The 18,967-nt window shown below is 42.0% G+C and carries 16 protein-coding genes; 10 read left to right on the top strand and 6 right to left on the bottom strand.

From position 1 onward, the window contains the following. Positions 1–314 precede the first annotated feature (314 nt). Positions 315–2,900, bottom strand: coding sequence for a bifunctional aconitate hydratase 2/2-methylisocitrate dehydratase (gene acnB, locus H3V00_RS06370; protein ID WP_084564385.1), 2,586 nt, complete (start codon positions 2,898–2,900; stop codon positions 315–317). Positions 2,901–3,130: 230 nt separating this feature from the next. Continuing rightward, positions 3,131–4,030, bottom strand: a complete 900-nt coding sequence (locus H3V00_RS06365) for a M48 family metallopeptidase (RefSeq protein WP_198206769.1) — start codon at positions 4,028–4,030, stop codon at positions 3,131–3,133. A gap of 364 nt (positions 4,031–4,394) precedes the next feature. Here H3V00_RS06365 and trkA point away from each other — a divergent pair, with 364 nt between their 5' ends. From trkA to H3V00_RS06345, 4 genes are all read left to right on the top strand, one after another. Further along, complete coding sequence (trkA, locus tag H3V00_RS06360; RefSeq protein ID WP_084551249.1) at positions 4,395–5,792, top strand: Trk system potassium transporter TrkA; 1,398 nt, start codon at positions 4,395–4,397, stop codon at positions 5,790–5,792. Positions 5,793–5,804: 12 nt separating this feature from the next. Next, on the top strand, positions 5,805–7,310 hold the full coding sequence (locus H3V00_RS06355; RefSeq protein WP_198206770.1) for a TrkH family potassium uptake protein: 1,506 nt from the start codon (positions 5,805–5,807) through the stop codon (positions 7,308–7,310). Positions 7,311–7,360: 50 nt separating this feature from the next. Beyond that, positions 7,361–9,229, top strand: a complete 1,869-nt coding sequence (locus tag H3V00_RS06350; RefSeq protein ID WP_198207150.1) for a lytic transglycosylase domain-containing protein — start codon at positions 7,361–7,363, stop codon at positions 9,227–9,229. Between the two features lie 107 nt (positions 9,230–9,336). Then, entirely contained in the window at positions 9,337–9,879 is a 543-nt protein-coding gene (locus H3V00_RS06345) for an isochorismatase family protein (protein WP_037395161.1), read from the top strand. A 136-nt stretch (positions 9,880–10,015) separates the two neighbouring features. On the opposite strand, the gene H3V00_RS06340 is transcribed toward H3V00_RS06345, so the two are convergent. Then, positions 10,016–10,486 carry a universal stress protein gene (locus H3V00_RS06340; protein ID WP_198206771.1) on the bottom strand — a complete coding sequence of 157 codons (471 nt, stop codon included), beginning with the start codon at positions 10,484–10,486 and terminating at the stop codon, positions 10,016–10,018. 102 nt (positions 10,487–10,588) lie between these two features. On the opposite strand from H3V00_RS06340, the gene H3V00_RS06335 reads away from it, so the two are divergent. The 6 genes from H3V00_RS06335 (at position 10,589) to H3V00_RS06310 (ending at position 15,321) form a co-directional block, all read left to right on the top strand. Then, entirely contained in the window at positions 10,589–11,362 is a 774-nt protein-coding gene (locus H3V00_RS06335; RefSeq protein ID WP_198207152.1) for a ThiF family adenylyltransferase, read from the top strand. Between the two features lie 8 nt (positions 11,363–11,370). Next, positions 11,371–12,204, top strand: coding sequence for a ScpA family protein (locus tag H3V00_RS06330; RefSeq protein WP_198206772.1), 834 nt, complete (start codon positions 11,371–11,373; stop codon positions 12,202–12,204). Positions 12,205–12,262: 58 nt separating this feature from the next. Then, positions 12,263–12,742 carry a PaaI family thioesterase gene (locus tag H3V00_RS06325; protein ID WP_084551259.1) on the top strand — a complete coding sequence of 160 codons (480 nt, stop codon included), beginning with the start codon at positions 12,263–12,265 and terminating at the stop codon, positions 12,740–12,742. Next, complete coding sequence (locus H3V00_RS06320) at positions 12,739–13,176, top strand: PaaI family thioesterase (protein ID WP_084551261.1); 438 nt, start codon at positions 12,739–12,741, stop codon at positions 13,174–13,176. The genes H3V00_RS06325 and H3V00_RS06320 overlap by 4 nt, the downstream gene beginning before the upstream one ends. A 387-nt stretch (positions 13,177–13,563) precedes the next feature. After that, positions 13,564–14,802 carry a nicotinate phosphoribosyltransferase gene (pncB, locus tag H3V00_RS06315; RefSeq protein ID WP_198206773.1) on the top strand — a complete coding sequence of 413 codons (1,239 nt, stop codon included), beginning with the start codon at positions 13,564–13,566 and terminating at the stop codon, positions 14,800–14,802. 108 nt (positions 14,803–14,910) lie between these two features. Next, positions 14,911–15,321: an RNA-binding S4 domain-containing protein gene (locus H3V00_RS06310; RefSeq protein ID WP_096765525.1), complete on the top strand. Its 411-nt coding sequence runs from the start codon at positions 14,911–14,913 to the stop codon at positions 15,319–15,321. A 77-nt stretch (positions 15,322–15,398) separates the two neighbouring features. On the opposite strand, the gene H3V00_RS06305 is transcribed toward H3V00_RS06310, so the two are convergent. From H3V00_RS06305 to odhB, 3 genes are all read right to left on the bottom strand, one after another. Next, positions 15,399–15,959, bottom strand: a complete 561-nt coding sequence (locus H3V00_RS06305; protein WP_037395175.1) for a toll/interleukin-1 receptor domain-containing protein — start codon at positions 15,957–15,959, stop codon at positions 15,399–15,401. Positions 15,960–16,159: 200 nt separating this feature from the next. Continuing rightward, positions 16,160–17,572, bottom strand: a complete 1,413-nt coding sequence (gene lpdA, locus H3V00_RS06300; protein ID WP_110414283.1) for a dihydrolipoyl dehydrogenase — start codon at positions 17,570–17,572, stop codon at positions 16,160–16,162. 151 nt (positions 17,573–17,723) lie between these two features. Continuing rightward, the gene (gene odhB / locus H3V00_RS06295) at positions 17,724–18,941 is read right to left on the bottom strand and encodes a 2-oxoglutarate dehydrogenase complex dihydrolipoyllysine-residue succinyltransferase (protein WP_198206774.1); all 1,218 of its coding nucleotides are present in this window, start codon (positions 18,939–18,941) and stop codon (positions 17,724–17,726) included. Positions 18,942–18,967: the final 26 nt, after the last annotated feature.

Genomic DNA, 18,967 nt, shown 5'->3' with positions numbered 1-18,967 from the left:
TCATGAGAAACTATCTTTGTTATCTTAGATGAAAATTGTGACCAGCCTAAATAATTTATATGCGGATAGATACAATTAATATTTATATAGGCGTACTAAATATATATGATATAGGCTTAAAATATTAATATTATTGCTAAAATGCTATCAATTATTATAACAGTAATCTGAAAAATTATTTAATCTTAACATTTTGACAACTACTCAAACAGAAAACTTATTCAGGTTTGATATTGCCTTAAAAATTTTCAGCCAATAAAAAGGCTGCCGTTACCGGCAGCCTCTTATAAAGCAATCAGTATATATGTTACATCTTAGGCATCTACTTTAGCCGCTACATCTACATATTCCTGAATTTCATTGAAGTTCATATAACGATAAATTTCAATACCTTTATCATTGATAATGGCAATATTTTCGCGATATTCATCGATATTCGGAATGTGTCCCAGTTTTGAACAGATGGCTGCCAGTTCTGCTGAGCTCAGATATACCTTGGTATTTTTACCCAGTCGGTTCGGAAAATTACGGGTAGAGGTTGAAACAACAGTTGATCCTTCTCTTGCCTGTGCCTGATTACCCATACATAAAGAACAACCCGGCATTTCCATACGCGCACCTACCCTGCCCAGAATACCGTAATACCCTTCATCAGACAGCTCTTTAGCATCCATCTTGGTAGGAGGAGCTACCCACAGCCGGACTGGCAGATCAGATTTACCATCCAGTAATGCTGAGGCGGCACGATAATGACCAATATTTGTCATGCATGAACCGATAAATACTTCATCGATATGGGTACCGGCCACGTCAGACAAGGTTTTCACATCATCCGGATCATTCGGGCAAGCTAGAATAGGCTCTTTAATCTCATCCATATTGATATCAATAATGGCAGCATATTCTGCATCTGCATCAGCTTCAAGTAATTTCGGTTCTGCCAGCCATTGCTCCATTTTTTCAATACGGCGTTTCAGTGTCCGTGCATCCTGATAACCATTGGCAATCATGTTTTTCAGCAATACGATATTGGATTTGAGATACTCCTCAATAGGTTCTTTGTGCAGTTTTACCGTACAGCCGGCAGCTGAACGCTCTGCAGAAGCATCTGTGAGCTCAAAGGCCTGTTCAACTTTCAAATCCGGTAAACCTTCGATTTCCAGAATTCGGCCAGAGAAAATATTCTTTTTACCTGCCTTGGCAACGGTAAGTAAACCCTCTTTGATAGCCTGTAAGGGAATAGCATTAACCAAATCACGCAAAGTAATACCCGGCTGCATTTTACCGGAGAAGCGTACCAGTACTGACTCCGGCATATCCAGCGGCATAACACCGGTTGCAGCAGCAAAAGCTACCAGACCGGAACCTGCGGGAAATGAAATACCCAGAGGAAAACGTGTATGTGAATCACCGCCAGTACCTACCATATCGGGTAGCAGCATACGGTTCAGCCATGAATGAATAATGCCGTCACCCGGACGCAGTGCCACACCACCGCGTGAAGACATGAATACCGGCAATTCTTTATGGGTTTTAACATCAACCGGTTTCGGATAAGCGGCGGTATGGCAGAAAGATTGCATCACTAAATCCGCACTAAATCCCAGACAGGCCAGATCTTTCAGCTCGTCACGGGTCATGGGGCCTGTAGTATCCTGTGAACCGACTGTAGTCATGCGCGGTTCACAATAAGTACCCGGGCGAATACCCTGACCTTCCGGCAAACCACAAGCGCGGCCAACCATTTTTTGTGCCAGAGTAAAGCCGGCTGTGCTTGGCGCCGGAGACTGTGGCAAGCGGAAAACTTCTGAATGCCCCAGATTTAATGCATCTCTGGCTTTAGCAGTTAGACTACGACCAATAATCAGATTAATACGGCCACCCGCCTGAACTTCATCCAGAATTACCTGTGATTTCAATTCGAATTCAGCAACTGTTTCGCCGTTTTTGATAATTTTGCCTTCATAAGGCAAAATATCAACTACATCGCCCATTTCCAATTTGGATACATCAACTTCTATAGGCAGTGCACCTGAGTCTTCCTGTGTGTTGAAGAAAATCGGAGCAATTTTGCCACCAAGACATACGCCGCCGAAACGTTTATTCGGTACATAAGGGATATCTTTACCGGTATGCCAGATTACGGAATTCGTTGCTGATTTACGTGACGAACCTGTACCAACTACATCACCTACATAAGCAACCAGATTACCTTTAGCTTTAAGTTCAGCCAGTTGTCTGATAGGTCCTACCTCACCCGGTTTATCGGGTTGAATACCTTCACGCGGATTTTTAAGCATAGCCAGTGCATGCAAAGGAATATCCGGACGGCTCCACGCATCAGGTGCAGGTGATAAATCATCGGTATTGGTTTCACCTACCACTTTAAATACGGTAACCGTGATTTTTTCCGGTACTTTTTCACGCGCAGTAAACCATTCTGCATTAGCCCATGATTCAATGACTTCCTTTGCATACTGATTACCAGCACGCATTTTTTCTTCTACATCATGGAATGCATCAAACATCAGTAAGGTATGTTTTAAGGCATTGGCTGCAGTAGAAGCCAATTCTTCATTATCAAGAAATTCTATTAAAGGCCGGACGTTATATCCACCCAGCATGGTACCCAGCAATTCTACGGCGAAAGTCGGTGTAATTAACGGACTGGTAACAGTTTTCTCTGCAACTGCGCCCAGAAAGGATGCTTTTACTTTAGATGCATCATCTACACCTGGCGGTACACGATGCGACAGCAGCTCAACCAGAAATTTTTCTTCTCCTTTGGGAGGATTTTTCAGCAATTCAACCAACTCTTCTGTCTGCTTAGCTGTAAGCGGCAATGGCGGAATACCCAGTGCTTCGCGTTCAGCAGCGGCTGCGCGGTAGGCTTCTAACATCTTGAATGTCCTTAATGTAATGGTTTTTTAAATTTTTCTTGTAAATTTATTATGCATTCCCAATGCAATAAGCTGAATGATAACCGAAAACAGGGACAATTGAAACAATTTGTAGTCGAATGTAGTCAGGATAAGAAAATGTAAAGATTAAAATAAAAGCAGCCTCAGACAGGCTGCACTAAAAACAAAAACAGGAATTAGGATAAAAATTACATCCTGATCAGTTTGTTTCAGGAACGCTTTTTCTTTTTAACCGTTCCTTTGCGGAAATTATTGGCTCCCTGAATATTCTGTGCAGTAACAGACTGTGTCTTTATTGCTAAATTATTTTGTCTGGCCTGTTCATAAACAGGTAATACCTCTGGCAGCATTTTCTTCAGTGCATTAATACGGGCATCATTGCTCGGGTGAGTAGAGAGTAAGCTTGTGCCACGGTTGTTACCCATAACTTTATTCATTTTTTCCCATACCGTAATGGCTGCATGCGGATCATATCCGGCCTGTGCCATTAGTTTCAGCCCGCCGGCATCTGCCAGACTTTCCTGATGACGTGAGAAAGGCAGAGTCAGCCCAAACTGATTTAAAACATCTTTATAAATGCCTACATTGTTGGCACTGGCACCTGTTTTTGACTGTAAAGCAGAACTACCTATTTCAAGAGCAACACTAGTCAGAATTTGCTGACCGGCAGCTTTTTTGCTGTGCTCCTGAAGAGCATGCGTCATTTCGTGACCAATAATTGCCGCAATTTCATCATCACTCAGATTCAGACGATTAACAATACCGGTATAAACCACCATTTTTCCACCCGGCATTGCAAAGGCATTTGGTATTTCACTATTAATTACATTAAGCTGCCAGTCAAATGGTACGCCTGTCTGATTAGCTTCATTAGCATAAGGTACTAATCGCTGAAATATTGTATGTACACGCTTCGCAACAGGAGTATTGGTTTCAATTTCACCTTTGGCTTTAGCCTCCCCCATCATCTGAGTATAACTTTTGGCAGCAGCGGCATTTAATGTCTGAGTATCATAACCCATTACTTCTGCAACCTGAGCGCAACCACTCAAAGCCATTAAAACAGATGCCAGAGTAATTAATTTCGGTTTAAGCCTGATTAAATTCATAATTTATCCAAGTATAAAAGTAAATTGAAAATTAACACTTTTAAATGCCTTACATTTAGCTAAAAATGTAATAATGGGTTTTATTGTATTGTATTACATTAATTTACATATGATTAATTTAACTTAATAATACATTGAAGTATTCCATACTGCAATTTTCAACCGCCATCCGTGTTCGTCTGAATTATTATTAATACATAGATTCAATTATTTAAATATTATTCTTATCAGTTTTAAATCTATTTGGATTTTCTGCTATCTTTAATATTCAATTAACATAAGTGTCGTAGTTTTACACCAATATTTCCACCATTCAGCACAAAGGCTACAATAATGAAGGTACCACTGAGGTGATGTAAATAACGTGAAAATCCTGATACTCGGTTGCGGGCAGGTTGGTTCAACTATTGCCAGTAATCTGGCCAGAATGACCAATAATGATGTCACTATTATTGATATCAATGAGAGTGCCTTGCAGCAAATTAACCAACGCCTTGACGTACAAACTATTGTAGGCAATGGTGCCTGGCCTTCTGTATTGTCCGCAGCCGGTGCACAAGATGCAGACATGATATTAGCATTAACTCAGAATGATGAAACCAATATGGCAGCCTGCCGGATTGCCTATGCTCTATTCAATACACCTAACCGTATAGCCCGGATTCGCTACAGCGATTTTGTTGAATTCGAAACCGGTAATAATAATTATAAAACCAGTCTGGATTTATTCAACATCACTGAAGCCATTAGTCCGGAGCAACTGGTAACAGAGCAAATTGTCAATTTATTACTACATTCCAGTGCACTGCAAATTCTGCGATTTGCACACGATAAAATTCGTTTACTGGTAATTCGTGCTCAGAATGGCGGTATGCTGGTCAATCAGCCTATCAGTAACCTGAAACAGCATTTGGAAGAAGGTGTAGATTGTCAGATTTGTGCTATCTACCGCAATAATCATCTGCTCGTTCCCACCGGAAGTACAGTCATACAGGAAGATGATGAGGTTTTTGTTCTTACACCCACAGCCTATCTTGAAAACATCATGCGTGAGCTGCGCCCGATTAACAAACGCACTCGCAGGATTATGATTGCCGGTGGCGGAAATATTGGCTATCGTGTTGCCAGACAACTGGAAACTCAGCTGGATATCAAGATTATTGAACGGAAACAAAACCGTGCCGAATGGCTGGCGGAAAACCTGAACAATACTCTTGTGCTGGTAGGCAATGGATCAGACGAAAGTCTGCTGGAAAACGAATATATCGATGAAATAGATGTGTTCTGTGCACTTACTAACGATGATGAAAATAATATCATGTCGGCAATGCTGGCTAAAAATCTCGGTGCGAAAAGAGTAATGGCGATTATTAATCGCTCCAGCTACGTTGATTTATTGCAGGGAAGTGCCATTGATATTGTGATATCTCCGCATTTAATTACGATTGGTTCTATCCTGACTCATGTCCATCTGGGCGATATTATGGCAGTTTATCCGCTACGCCGCGGTTCTGCAGAAGCGATTGAAGTAGTGCTGCACGGAGATCGCCATACATCTAAGTTAATCGGTCGTACCATGACTCAGCTGCGACTGCCAGCCGGCTGTTATTTTGGCGCAGTCATTCGCAATGAAAAATTAATTATGTATCATCAGGATACAGTTCTCGCAGATGGAGATCATGTTATATTTTTTATCGCTCGGCGTAAGGCTGTTCAGGATCTGGAAAAAATGATTCAGGTCAAACTGGGCTTTTTTGCTTAAGGCTGCCAGACTATGAGCCATTTTACCAATCGCTTTGTTTTGCATCACAAGGAATCAGGTTTTCTAAATAAAATTGCGCCTACGGCACATATTGTGGCTAAAACCGGTTTTCTGTTTTCCTTGTTACTGCTTGCTCCGACGATTGTTTCTTTAATCTATATGGATCATGTGTTTCCAGCCTTTGCTTTTACTGCCGGCATTTGCATGAGTGTATGTATAGTGGCATGGTTATTAACCATGCGCTATAACCGTGAATTGCGACCGCGTGATGGTTATACACTTGTATTTATGCTGTGGATTGGCTTTGCGCTGATCGCCTGTCTGCCCTTTTATATTTATTTACCCGGACTAGGCTTTACTAACGCCTATTTTGAAGCTATTTCAGGGCTGACTACTACCGGTGCTACCATTATTACCAGTCTGGATTCACTTGCGCCATCATTGAATTTCTGGCGCCACATGCTTAACTGGCTGGGTGGCATGGGTATTATTGTACTGGCTGTTGCGGTGATGCCAATGCTAGGAGTAGGAGGTACACAGCTATTTAAAGCAGAAATACCCGGTGTAAATAAAGACAGTAAGATGGCACCGCGTATTTCTGAAACGGCTAAACGTTTATGGGGTGTCTATGTTTTATTTACTATAGTCGCTTTACTGGCGTTGCGTCTGGCCGGAATGAGTTGGTTTGATGCTGTCTGTCATGCCATGTCCGCTTTTTCACTGGGCGGATTTTCTACCCACGACAACAGTATTTCCTATTTTCATTCCGTTCCGATTGAAATAATTCTTAGTATTGCTACCTTATTAGGCGCAATCAATTTCAGTAATCATTTTAATGCATTACAGAAAGGCTCATTACGTTATTACTGGCGTGATGAAGAGGTAAGAGTTTTATTATGTGTACTCTTATTCAGCATTGTCGGTATCAGCCTGTATCTGTGGTGGCATAGCTTTTATTCTTTTTCAGAAGCATTTCGCTACACCAGTTTCAATCTGATTTCAATCGGGCTGGCAAACGGTTACTCAAATACCGATTTTGCTAAATGGCCTTTAATTGCTTCATTATGGATGTTTTTTCTGTCCAATATACTGTCTAATGGCGGTTCAGCCGGTGGCGGTATCAAAACGGTACGAGCTATTGTATTATTTAAATTCAGTCTGAGAGAAATGCTGCTGATGCTGCATCCAAATGCTGTCAGTATGGTTAAAATAAACGGCAGCAATATTCCTGACCGGCGTGCACTGACAGTAATGGCCTTTGTATTTGTATATGTGCTAACTATTATTTTATTCAGCTTTGCACTGATGATCAGCGGACTGGATTTTCTGTCTGCACTTACCGCTGCCATAAGCTGTATTACTAATGCCGGCCCCGGACTGGGTGCTGTAGGACCGGCCAATAATTTTGCTTTTCTTTCAGACATTCAAAAGTGGTTATGTATTATGATTATGCTACTTGGTCGTCTGGAAATTTTTACTGTTTTTATACTCTTTACGCCAGCTTACTGGAAAAAATAAATTACATTATGAGAAAAAGTGAAGGAAAAAAATTGATAAAACATTTAATGATGCTGAAATCAAAATTATTAGTTCAACGGCATCGTCTGATTTCTGGTACTGTGCTTTTAATAACAGCATGCAGCAATCAGCATGAAGTAGCTGTCCAGCCAATCAATACTAATACAGGTAATGCGGTTCTGCCGGGGACTCAGGCTAGCGAAACACCAGATAAAATTATTAGCAGCTTCCAGCAATATCAGAATGCCCTTAAGGCAGTTAAAGACGGAGATGATGTTTTACCTGCTCAATTCCTGGCCCGTCAGCCGGACAGTGCAATGAGTAACAGTATTCGTAATAACTGGTTACAGCAATTGGGAAAAAGGGGAAACTGGGCTGTTTTTCGTCAGCAATATGCTTTACTGGATAAAAATGCCCGTGATATGGAAACCCGTTGCTATGCGGTACAAGGTGGTATAGAAAGTGATTCCAGCCTGATCGCCAGTCTGAGTCAGGAAACGGGTAATCTGCCGACAGGATGTAATCGCCTGCTTGTACAAGCTGCTGCCAGCCAGCAAATTAATGCACAAAATGGCTGGCGGCGTGTACGTTATCTGCTTGCACTGAATCAAATTACAAATGCACGTAATCTGGCTCAGGCTTTGGGCAGTCCTTTACCTGATCCGTTGAATGCCAGCGCAGGAAACAGTCAGGGCGCACAGGAAGCTTTGTTATATCAGGTAACCAATAAAGAAAACCGCAGTAAAGACAGTGCTGCAAACACATTAATGCAAATATCAGCCAGTCTGACTAAAGAACAAATCGGTTTTGGCTGGGGGCAATTGGGATTGGCGCAGGCTTATAGTTTGAATTCTATAAATGCACTGACATATTTCGACCGTGCCGATCCGGCTCAGATGAATAATGAAATGTGGGAATGGTATGCCCGTTCTGCGCTGCGTTTACAACGCTGGCAGAAACTGAATAATATTATTCGCAGCATGCCGGAAGCTTTGCAGCAACAAGTTACATGGCAGTACTGGCTGGCACGCAGCTACCGTGCTTTAGGGCAAAATAATCAGGCACGGGAAATATTCGAACAAACTGCCAAACGCGGACACAACTTTTACTCTCTGCTTGCAAAAGAAGCACTCGGGAACAAAGCAAGTGTTCAAAACACTGTTGCTAAAAGTAGCCAGCAAATTCAAAGCAAAATAGCAACCGATGGCAATATTGACCGCTCCCTGACTTTATTTAAAACTGCACAGGCTGAAAACAACTGGACAATGCGGCGTCAGGCTCAGCAGGAATGGCGCTATGCGACACGTAATTTCAATGATGACACCTTAATTGCTGCCGCAACATTAGCCGAAAACAATGGTTTTTATGAAATGAGTATCTATAGTGCAGACCGGGCTGATAACCAGCTTAATTATGAATTGCGCTATCCGGCACCATTTAAAGAACTGACTGTTCCGTTTGCTCAGCAAGTCGGCATAGATCCTGCCTGGGTGTATGGCTTAATCCGGCAGGAAAGCCGTTTTATGATAGGTGCACGATCCAGTGTTGGCGCGACCGGACTGATGCAGGTCATGCCAGCTACAGCCCGTGATATAGCCAAACGTCTGGGCATGGACAGCAGTGAGCTGTATACCATGAGCGGAAACATTCGCATGGGTACATGGTATATGAGTAGCGTACGTAAACAATTTGCCGATGAAGTACTGGCTACAGCCGGCTACAATGCCGGCCCCGGACGTGCTCGTCGCTGGCAGGCCAATACGCCTCTTGAAGGAGCAATTTATGCGGAAACGATACCTTTCGATGAAACGCGAACTTATGTTAAAAATGTAATGGCCAATACAACTTATTACGCCAATCTGTTTGGTGAACCCAGAACCACCCTGACAGAACGCATGGGTACCGTTCCCGCCCGCTAATACAGCCAGTGAGCATCATTGCTCTGATTAACCTGTGTTTACCTTAAGCTACATATAAATACTGCATAATTTACATGCAAATTATTTAACCTTTCTGAAAGCACATTATGTTGTTAGACAGTAAACGTTCCGCAGTATTAATGATTGATTTACAAACACGCCTGTTGCCTGCTTTAAACAACACTGAAGAATTGCTGGCCAATAATATCTGGCTGGCCGGTCTGGCGCATGATATGGCGATTCCTACCCTAATCAGTGAGCATTGTGTTGATAAAATCGGTGCAACTCGTGAAGAAATCATCACTGCTGCACCACAAGCAAGAATCGTTCAGAAACAAAGTTTTTCTGTATATGCTGCCGGTGTGCTGAATGAAGACAGCCTGCAACAGGCTAACCAAATCATCATATCCGGCATTGAAGCTCATATCTGTGTGCTGCAAACAGCCCTGGATCTGCGCGCACATGGCTATGAGGTTTTTGTGGTTGCTGATGCTGTCAGCTCTCGCAAACCGGAAGATGTTAAATTAGGTCTGGCACGAATGCAGGCGGCTGGTTGTGAAATTGTCAGCCGTGAGATGATTGCATTTGAATGGCTGGGTAGTGCCAATAACCCGCTATTCAGAGACATTCATAAAAAATATATTCGCTAAATTGCCAGAATACTTTTAAGTTATTATGCGGTTAATGCAATTCAGATAAATAGCTAAAAAGCTGAACCCGATTTGTTACGGATTCAGCTTTATTTTTCAGCTGTGACTTTATACTTAACTTATAAAATCAAACTATTTATCCTTCACTTTTGGATTCACTGCGAATAATCAGTAACGGCAGATTAGTTTCACGCATGACAGTTTCGGCAAAACTACCCATTAATAAATGCATCAGACCACTGCGTCCGTGAGTACCGAGAATAATCAGATCACTGCCATGTCCGTCAGCGTAATCAACCAGCATCTGAGCCATTTCTCTTGCCCCTTTATTGGCAATCAGCAAATGCCGGTGAACTTTATTTTCCGGTAAAGCTGCTTTTGCTTTTTCGATTGCTGCATCCAGTACAGTATTGCCTTCTGACAACGCAGCAGCTTCATAACTTTCATGCTGGAGAAACTCAGGAGCCAAAGCCATATATTCAGTCGGATTGGCAACATTCACGACAGTTAATTCTGCATCCTCACCCTTAGCCAGACCAATAGCATGATCTAAAGCATTTTCCGAAGTATGGCTGCCATCTACCGCTACCAGTAAATGTTTATACATGAAACCCTCCTATCTTTTTAGCAATTCGAATCACATGGCAGATACAGTATAATACCACTACCAGTACAAAACAGCTTTACGGATTTAATTTACGTGTCGCAAATACTCACTTTTTCTACAAATTATCAACGTCGCTTCGGCGGCATTGCCAGACTGTACGGTGAAGATTGTCTACAGCGTTTTGCCTCGGCTCATGTGTGTATAGTCGGAGTGGGCGGCGTCGGCTCATGGGCAGTAGAAGCTCTGGCACGAAGTGGTATTGGTTATCTTACCCTGATTGATCTGGATAATGTAGCCGAATCAAATATCAATCGCCAGCTTCCGGCCTTAATCAGCCTGATTGGCAAACCCAAAGTCGAAGCTCTGGCCGAACGTATTGCTGATATTAATCCAGATTGTCAGGTTAACTGCATTGAAGATTTTGTGGAAGCAGATAATATCGAACAAATATTCAGCCGGCCGTTTGATTTCGTAATAGATGCTATTGATCAGGTACGCGTAAAAGCGGCCATGGCTGCATTTTTTACCTCCCGAAACCAGCCTTTTATTGTTTCCGGTGGAGCAGGCGGACAAAAAAATGCCGGTTTGATTCAATGCGCTGATTTAAGCAGAGTAACCCATGACCGCATGCTGGCAAATATGCGTTATACATTACGTAAACACTATGGTTTTAGCCGTCAGCCGGCAGATAAAATGCACATCCCCTGTATTTATTCCAGCGAGACTATAACTCTGCCTCAGTCCGGTATCTGCCTAACAGAACAAACTGCTCCGCAAGGTCTTTCCTGCGCCGGTTATGGTGCCTCTATGGTAGTAACAGCCAGCTTCGGTTTGCGCTGTGCTCAGGCTTGTCTGGAATATCTGTGCAAACACTGAACCATAACATGAGTAAAGAAAGTATAGCGGATAAAACCGTTGCTATGCTTTTCGGGCAGCCTGTTACCGAAATTCCACAGGATCTGTTTATTCCCCCGGATGCACTTCAAGTGGTATTACAAAGCTTTGAAGGTCCGCTGGATTTATTACTGTATCTGATTCGTAAGCAAAATATTGATGTACTGGATATTCCTATGCTTACTGTTACTGAGCAGTATCTATCCTATATTCATCAGATGCAACAGCATGAGCTGGATTTAACCGCTGAATATTTGCTAATGGCTGCGGTGCTGATTGAAATTAAAACCCGTTTACTTCTCCCTGCTCCGCCCGCCAGCGAAGAAGAATTAGCCGATCCGCGTGCTGAATTGGTACGCCGTCTGCTTGCCTATGAGCAAATGAAGCTGGCTGCAGCCGGACTGGATGCTTTACCGCGTGCCGGACGTGATTTCGGCTGGGCATGGTTACCAGTTGAACTGGTAGCCGTAACGCAACCACCGCATGTACAAGTAGCTGATTTATCCCGGGCATGGCTGGCGATTCTTGCCCGCTCTCAGCACAATCGTAGCCATAATGTGGTCAAAGAAACATTATCAGTACGCGCCCAGATGACCGTTGTCCTGCGCTTCCTGCAAACTCGGCAGCACTGTTATTTCACAGAACTCTTTAAGCATAACGACAGTATGGCATTGGTTGTCACCACCTTCATAGCATTACTGGAACTGGCCAAAGAAGGGCTTGTATTTATTACCCAGCATAGTACCGGAGATCCGATCTCTATCCAGACTGCCGGTATCGAATCCGGCAACAATCAAGAATTGATTAAAAAACCAGCATTCTAGTGACAATAACTGTAAAAAACCCTAATATAACAGTTAATATTCCAATCAGGATAATCTTATGCCTGCTAACCCTGTATTATTTCAAACTCTGTTTAATCATTACTTAAATATTCCGCATTGCCGCTGGTTAAAAATCTACGGTGACAGTAGTTCTGATGAACCTGTTATTTCGGTAGACTGGCGCGACGAATTGCTGGAAAGTCCGAAAACCGGCAATATTCATGGCGGCATTATTACTACTCTGGTAGATATGGCTTCCGCCTGTACATTAGCAGCATTGTTTCAACAGTTTGAAACGACTGCTACACTGGATATGCGCATAGATTATCTGATGCAGCCAGTGCCTGATCAGCCTATACATGTACGTGCACACTGTTACCGGCAGGAAGGTTCAATTGCCTTTATCCGCAGCCACTGCTTTCAAAATGATGAAACCCGGCCATTTGCACTGGGAATGTCTACTTTTATTCATAACCCGTTAACCCAAGCAGAACAGCAAGCATTACAGGCGTATCTGCAACAGGAGCAGGCAAAATGAACTCAACAATTTTTCAACCGGATGAACAGCTGACTATTCAAGCTCATCAGCGCATACCGTACTGTGCAGCAATTAATCTGCAAATTGGTACGGATAGTCTTAATAAACGTCTGTACAGCTTGCCTTTTGCCAGACAAAATATTGGTAACATTTTCCTGCCTGCACTGCATGGAGGGCTGATTGGCGGCTTTTTACAGAGTTGTATCGGCTTATATCTGATGGAGCAGCAAAACCTGCAAGAATCTGCCCGGATTATTGACTACTCAACGGATTATTTATTAAGCGGTAAACCTGTAGACAGTTATGCACAATGTGAAATTATGCATGCCGGAAAGCGCATTTCACATGTTACTGCAACTATGTGGCAGGATCAGTCAGATAAACCCATTGCTTTTGCACGGGCACATCTGCAAATGCCGGCAGTGGCTAACTGATAAAAAGCTTTTCAAAAGTAAACAGTATTAAATCTCGGCTGAACATGAAATTAAGTTCAATCCCAGTTTAAGCAAATCCAAAGCAGATCAGAAACAATACTGATAGTAAATTATATTCAAGCAACGCAACTGTAATAATAAATCATGTTACAGTTATTCAAACGAACTGCACAGCAGCCGGGTAAAGATTACAACTATGCTGATAAAACCCATTTCTCAAATGAAACAGGAGCGGAAAGTTTAGCCCCGAATAAATGAGGATTGTTAAATGAATGAGCTCAAATTTTGAAATGCGGATAAAAACTCTGTAACAATTCTGAAACAGAATTCAGTACATCTATTTCCGCATAGTACATATCAATTACTTTTATGAATTGCTCCAGCAATATGACCATAGATACCAACCGTCCGCCCATTATCCAGTCTTTACTGGATACAGATTTATATAAATTCACTATGCTTCAGGTAGTATTGCATCAATTCCCTCAGGCAACCGGTGTCTATGAGTTTCGTTGCCGTAACAATCATGAAACAGCCTACCCGCTTGGTGAAATTTTAGAAGAACTTGACTGGGAGCTTGACCGGCTATGCCAGATGAAATTCACTGAAGATGAATTGCAATATTTGCGCAGCCTGCGCTTTATTAAAAGTGATTTCGTCGACTATATGGAGCTGTTTCAACTAAAACGGCGTTTTATCAAAACATCTGTAGATGATAATCAATACCTGAATATCCGCATTGAAGGACCGATTATTCAGGCAATGTTTTTCGAAATATTTGTGCTGTCTATTGTTAACGAATTGTACTTTCATCGGCTGGAATCTCCGGAAATACTGGCAGAGGGAGAGCGCCGTCTGCAAGCAAAGGCTGAACTGATTCATTACTATGCTAATGAACAGCATCATTACAACTCTCCTTTTGTTGTTTCCGATTTTGGCACCCGGAGGCGTTATCGTTATTCATGGCAAAAGCATGTGATTAAAACTCTTCATGAGGCGGCACCCGGCGTTTTCAGAGGAACCAGCAACGTACATATCGCCAAAGAACTCAATCTGATTCCGATTGGCACTATGGCTCATGAATTTTTGCAGGCTTTTCAGGCTTTAGATGTCCGGTTACGTGATTTTCAAAAAGCGGCACTGGAAGCCTGGGTACATGAGTATCGTGGTGATTTGGGTATTGCCTTAACAGATGTAGTCGGTATGGATGCATTTTTGTGTGATTTCGATCTGTATTTTGCCAAATTATTTGACGGACTGCGCCACGATAGCGGTGATCCGTATATCTGGGGTGAAAAAGCCTATGCCCATTATCAGAAACTCAAAATAGATACCCGTACCAAAATGCTGACTTTCAGCGACAGTCTGGATTTACAACGCGCGTGGGACTTATATATTCATTTTAACAGCCGTTTTAAAACCAGCTTTGGTATCGGCACCAATTTTACCAATGATATGGGTTTAACCCCGTTGAATATCGTATTAAAACTTGTTGAATGTAATGGTCAGTCTGTGGCCAAAATATCGGATTCGCCAGGTAAAACCATGACAGACAACAGCACTTTTCTGGCTTATTTACGTCAGGTTTTCAATATAACCGACAAAATTTCTGTTAAACCGGATTAAACTTATACATTTCGCGCAAAATCTGTTTTAAATAAGCTAAATTATTTAATCCAACAATTATCAGCAACTAAAATAAATAAAAATTACAAGCAGGAATATATAAATTATATGAATAACAGCAACAATATCAGCACAGTAGCAATGCGTCTGGATAAATGGCTTTGGGCTGCAAGATTCTTTAAAACCCGCGCACTGGCACAAAAACACATTGAACTGGGACGGGTACAGGTCAACGGCGCCAAAGTCAAAAACAGTAAGAATATTCAGATTGGTGATACCATTGATTTAACTCTAAATTCTCTTCCTTACAAAATTCAGGTAAAACGATTAAATCATATGCGCCGCCCGGCTCCTGAAGCCCGTTTACTTTATAGCGAAGACAACAATAGCATCGCTAAGCGTGAAGAGATCAAGGCTTTAAATCAGGCAAGTCAGATAACTGCTGCATATCCGGACGGCAGACCCACCAAACGTGATCGCAGAGCACTTGATAAAATAAAAAAACACTGGCAGGAATAATTCTTTAACCTTAATAGGTAATAATATTCAGATTCTAAAATACATTAAAATTTATAACGATTAAAAATAATTATATTTTAATCATTTAGCATATAATTATTCGGACTAAGATGACTATTTTTAACAAAATTATTTTTCTTTAAGGCTTTAGATACCATTTCTTTATTTAGCGGTACATGCAACACAGGAACTTGCGATTTCAATTGTTTGAATAAGGGTAATTTATTTATAAAATAATGTACCTTAAAACTCATGTCTTTTTTACCCTCTACCATCATAAGTTTTTTATCCTGTATGTCTGCATACAGCACAATAACCGGTAATTTCAGATATCCTATACCATACTCCAATTCTTCTTTTACCCCTCTTGACTGAAAAGTATTTTCACTCAAAAACAAAATTATATTATCAGCTTTGTCCAGACGCTCTTTAATACGAGGTTTTAACACACTGTCCCAGTCGCTACCGTCACGGACATCATATTTTTTATGATGTATATCATTAAAAGGAAAAAGTTCATCCTTAAATTTCCATGTTCTTAACTGATTATAATAATAATAGTCCTTCTGAGCTAAAGCACCCGCAGATAGCTCATTGAACGGTTCTTCAACATGAAAAATACTGTAATTATGCGCCATATTTCTTCCCTGATTTAGTTTTTTCTAATGAATAAAATAGCAATATTACAGATATTACAATAAAACAAAACAAAAACCCACAAAAATAATTATATAATACAAATAGATAGTACAAATAGATAAATCAAGCAATGCAAAATAATCCACTAAAAAACCCGTATCCTCATGGATACGGGCTGTTTTTGAATATTATTTAAAACTTATTTAACTGAAGATGCTGCTTCATGGGTCACTTCAGATAAAGTCGGATGAGCGTGAACAATTCGGGTAATATCTTCGCTGGAAGCTTTGAAGTCCATTGCCATAACTGCTTCAGCAATCAGTTCTGATGCAACGGGGCCAATAATATGCACACCCAGTACACGATCAGTATCTGCATCAGCCAGAATTTTCACAAATCCCTTAGCCTGACCCATACCCAGGGCGCGGCCGTTGGCAGCAAAGCTGGACTGACCTTTTTTGTATTTTACACCGGCAGCTTTTAGCTGTTCTTCGGTCTGGCCAACCCATGCAATTTCCGGATGAGTATACATAGCCGCAGGAATAGTGTTCATATCTACAAAAGGTTTCTGACCGGCAATTCGTTCAGCCACAGCCACGCCTTCAGCGGAAGCTTTATGCGCCAACATCGGACCACGAACCACGTCACCAATTGCCCAGACATTTGGCAAACTGGTGCGGCATTCATCATCAACGACAATAAAGCCACGTTCATCTTTCTGCAGACCAACACCTTCAGCATTCAGACCGTTAGTATTAGGAATACGTCCGATAGCAATAACCAGTTTATCAAAAGTTTCAGTCTTTTCTTCACCGTCAACTGTATATTTAACAGTGACATTGTTTTCACCTTTAACAATTTCTTTAACCATTACGCCAAGGTGAATATTAAGACCTTGTTCTTTAGTGAAAATTTTGAAAGCTTCCTTCGCTACCTGCTGATCAGCTGCAGCAAGGAAGGACGGCATTGCTTCCAGAATAGTCACCTCAGAACCGAGACGATTCCAAACTGAACCCATTTCAAGCCCGATAACACCGGAACCAATCATGCCCAGTTTAGTTGGTACCGCTTCAAGATTCAGCGCACCTTCATTATCCAGTACATTAACATTGTCAATTTCAGTTAAAGGCAGCGGGCGAGGTAAAGATCCTGTCGCCACAATTACATGTTTGGCAGTTATCTGTTGCTTGTTACCATTAGTATCAACTTCAATCTGCCATAAACCATCAGCCTGCCCTTGCAGAGAACCCCGGCCAAAAATACTTTCTACTTTATCTTTTTTAAACAGAAAACCAATACCATTAGTCAGTTTACTTACAATGGCATCTTTACGTTCAATCATTTTTCTGGCATCAAAGCCTTTAACCTGAACATCAATACCATGTTCGGCAAATTCAGTTTGCGCTGCATGGTAATTTTCACTGGTCTGTAATAAAGCTTTAGAAGGAATACAGCCAACATTCAGACAGGTACCGCCCAGTGCCGGTGCATCACCCTGTTTATTCAAGCCGGCATCAATACAAGCAGTTTTAAAACCCAGTTCAGCTGCACGAATAGCAGCGACATAACCACCAGGACCTGCACCAATTACCACAACGTCAAATTGAGACATTAAAATTCCTTTCAATCATGAATATTTCTGACTGATAAAATAAACCGTAATGCGGCACAAACGCCATTTGATAATGTGTGGCGGCCATCATTACGGTTGTTATTATTGCCTGCCAGATAAAAATACTAACTATAGCAGCCAGTTTATTTGCTTACAGTTCAAGCAACAGACGGGCAGGATCTTCCAGAGCATCCTTAATCGCTACCAGAGTCAGTACGGCTTCACGTCCATCAATCAAACGGTGGTCGTAAGAAAGAGCCAGATACATCATCGGACGTACAACAACCTGACCATTTTCTACTACTGCACGTTCCTTAGTCGCATGCATGCCTAAAATAGCAGATTGAGGCGGATTAATAATCGGTGTAGACATCATAGAACCGAAAGTCCCGCCATTAGTAATACTGAAGGTACCACCAGTCAGGTCTTCGAGTGCCAGCTTGCCGTCTTTCGCTTTAACTGCATAATCATGAATAGCCTGTTCGATATCGGCTATGCTCATCTGATCTGCATCACGCAGAATCGGTACTACCAGACCGCGCGGGCTGCCAATTGCGATACCAATATCAAAATAACCATGGTATACAACATCAGTACCATCAATAGAAGCATTAACAACCGGATATTTTTTCAATGCGGCAACAGCAGCTTTAACAAAGAAAGACATAAAGCCCAGTTTAACGCCATACTCTTTCTGGAACTGTTCTTTATAACGGTTACGTAAATCCATAACCGGCTTCATGTTCACTTCATTAAATGTTGTCAGAATAGCATTTTCGTGCTGTGACTGTAATAAACGCTCAGCAACACGAGAACGCAGACGTGACATAGGTACACGTTGTTCCACACGTTCACCGGCTGTAGAAGGTGCAGAGGCTTTGCTGGTCGCCATAACCGGAGCAGCAGCCAGAGCTGAAGCTGCAGCGGCAACATCTTCTTTAAGTACACGTCCGTCACGGCCTGAACCCTGAATATTAGCAGTATTCACACCTTTTTCTGCAGCCAGTTTGGCAGCAGCAGGCATGGCAACACCAGCCTGAGACTGATTAGCCGGAGCGGCAGTCTGAGTTGCAGCAGCTGCCGGAGCAGTTTCAGCAGCGGCTGCTGCCGGAGCTGCGGCTTCTACAGTAGCTGAAGTATCGATTTTTGCCAGTAACTGACCGGCAGTTACGGTAGCACCATCTGCTTCAATGATTTCAACCAGTTTACCTGCCTGCTGAGCCGGTAATTCCAGTACAACTTTATCTGTTTCCAGATCAATCAGGTTTTCGTCACGCTGTACGAAATCACCCACTTTTTTATTCCAGGTCATCAGGGTAGCTTCGGTCACACTTTCCGGAAGCATAGGAACGGTTACATCAATAATCATGGATTACTCCTAAAAAAAGGGTATCG

Source organism: Snodgrassella sp. W6238H11 (assembly GCF_016100525.1).
Lineage (GTDB): Bacteria > Pseudomonadota > Gammaproteobacteria > Burkholderiales > Neisseriaceae > Snodgrassella > Snodgrassella alvi.
This window is presented reverse-complemented; position numbering and strand designations above follow the sequence as displayed.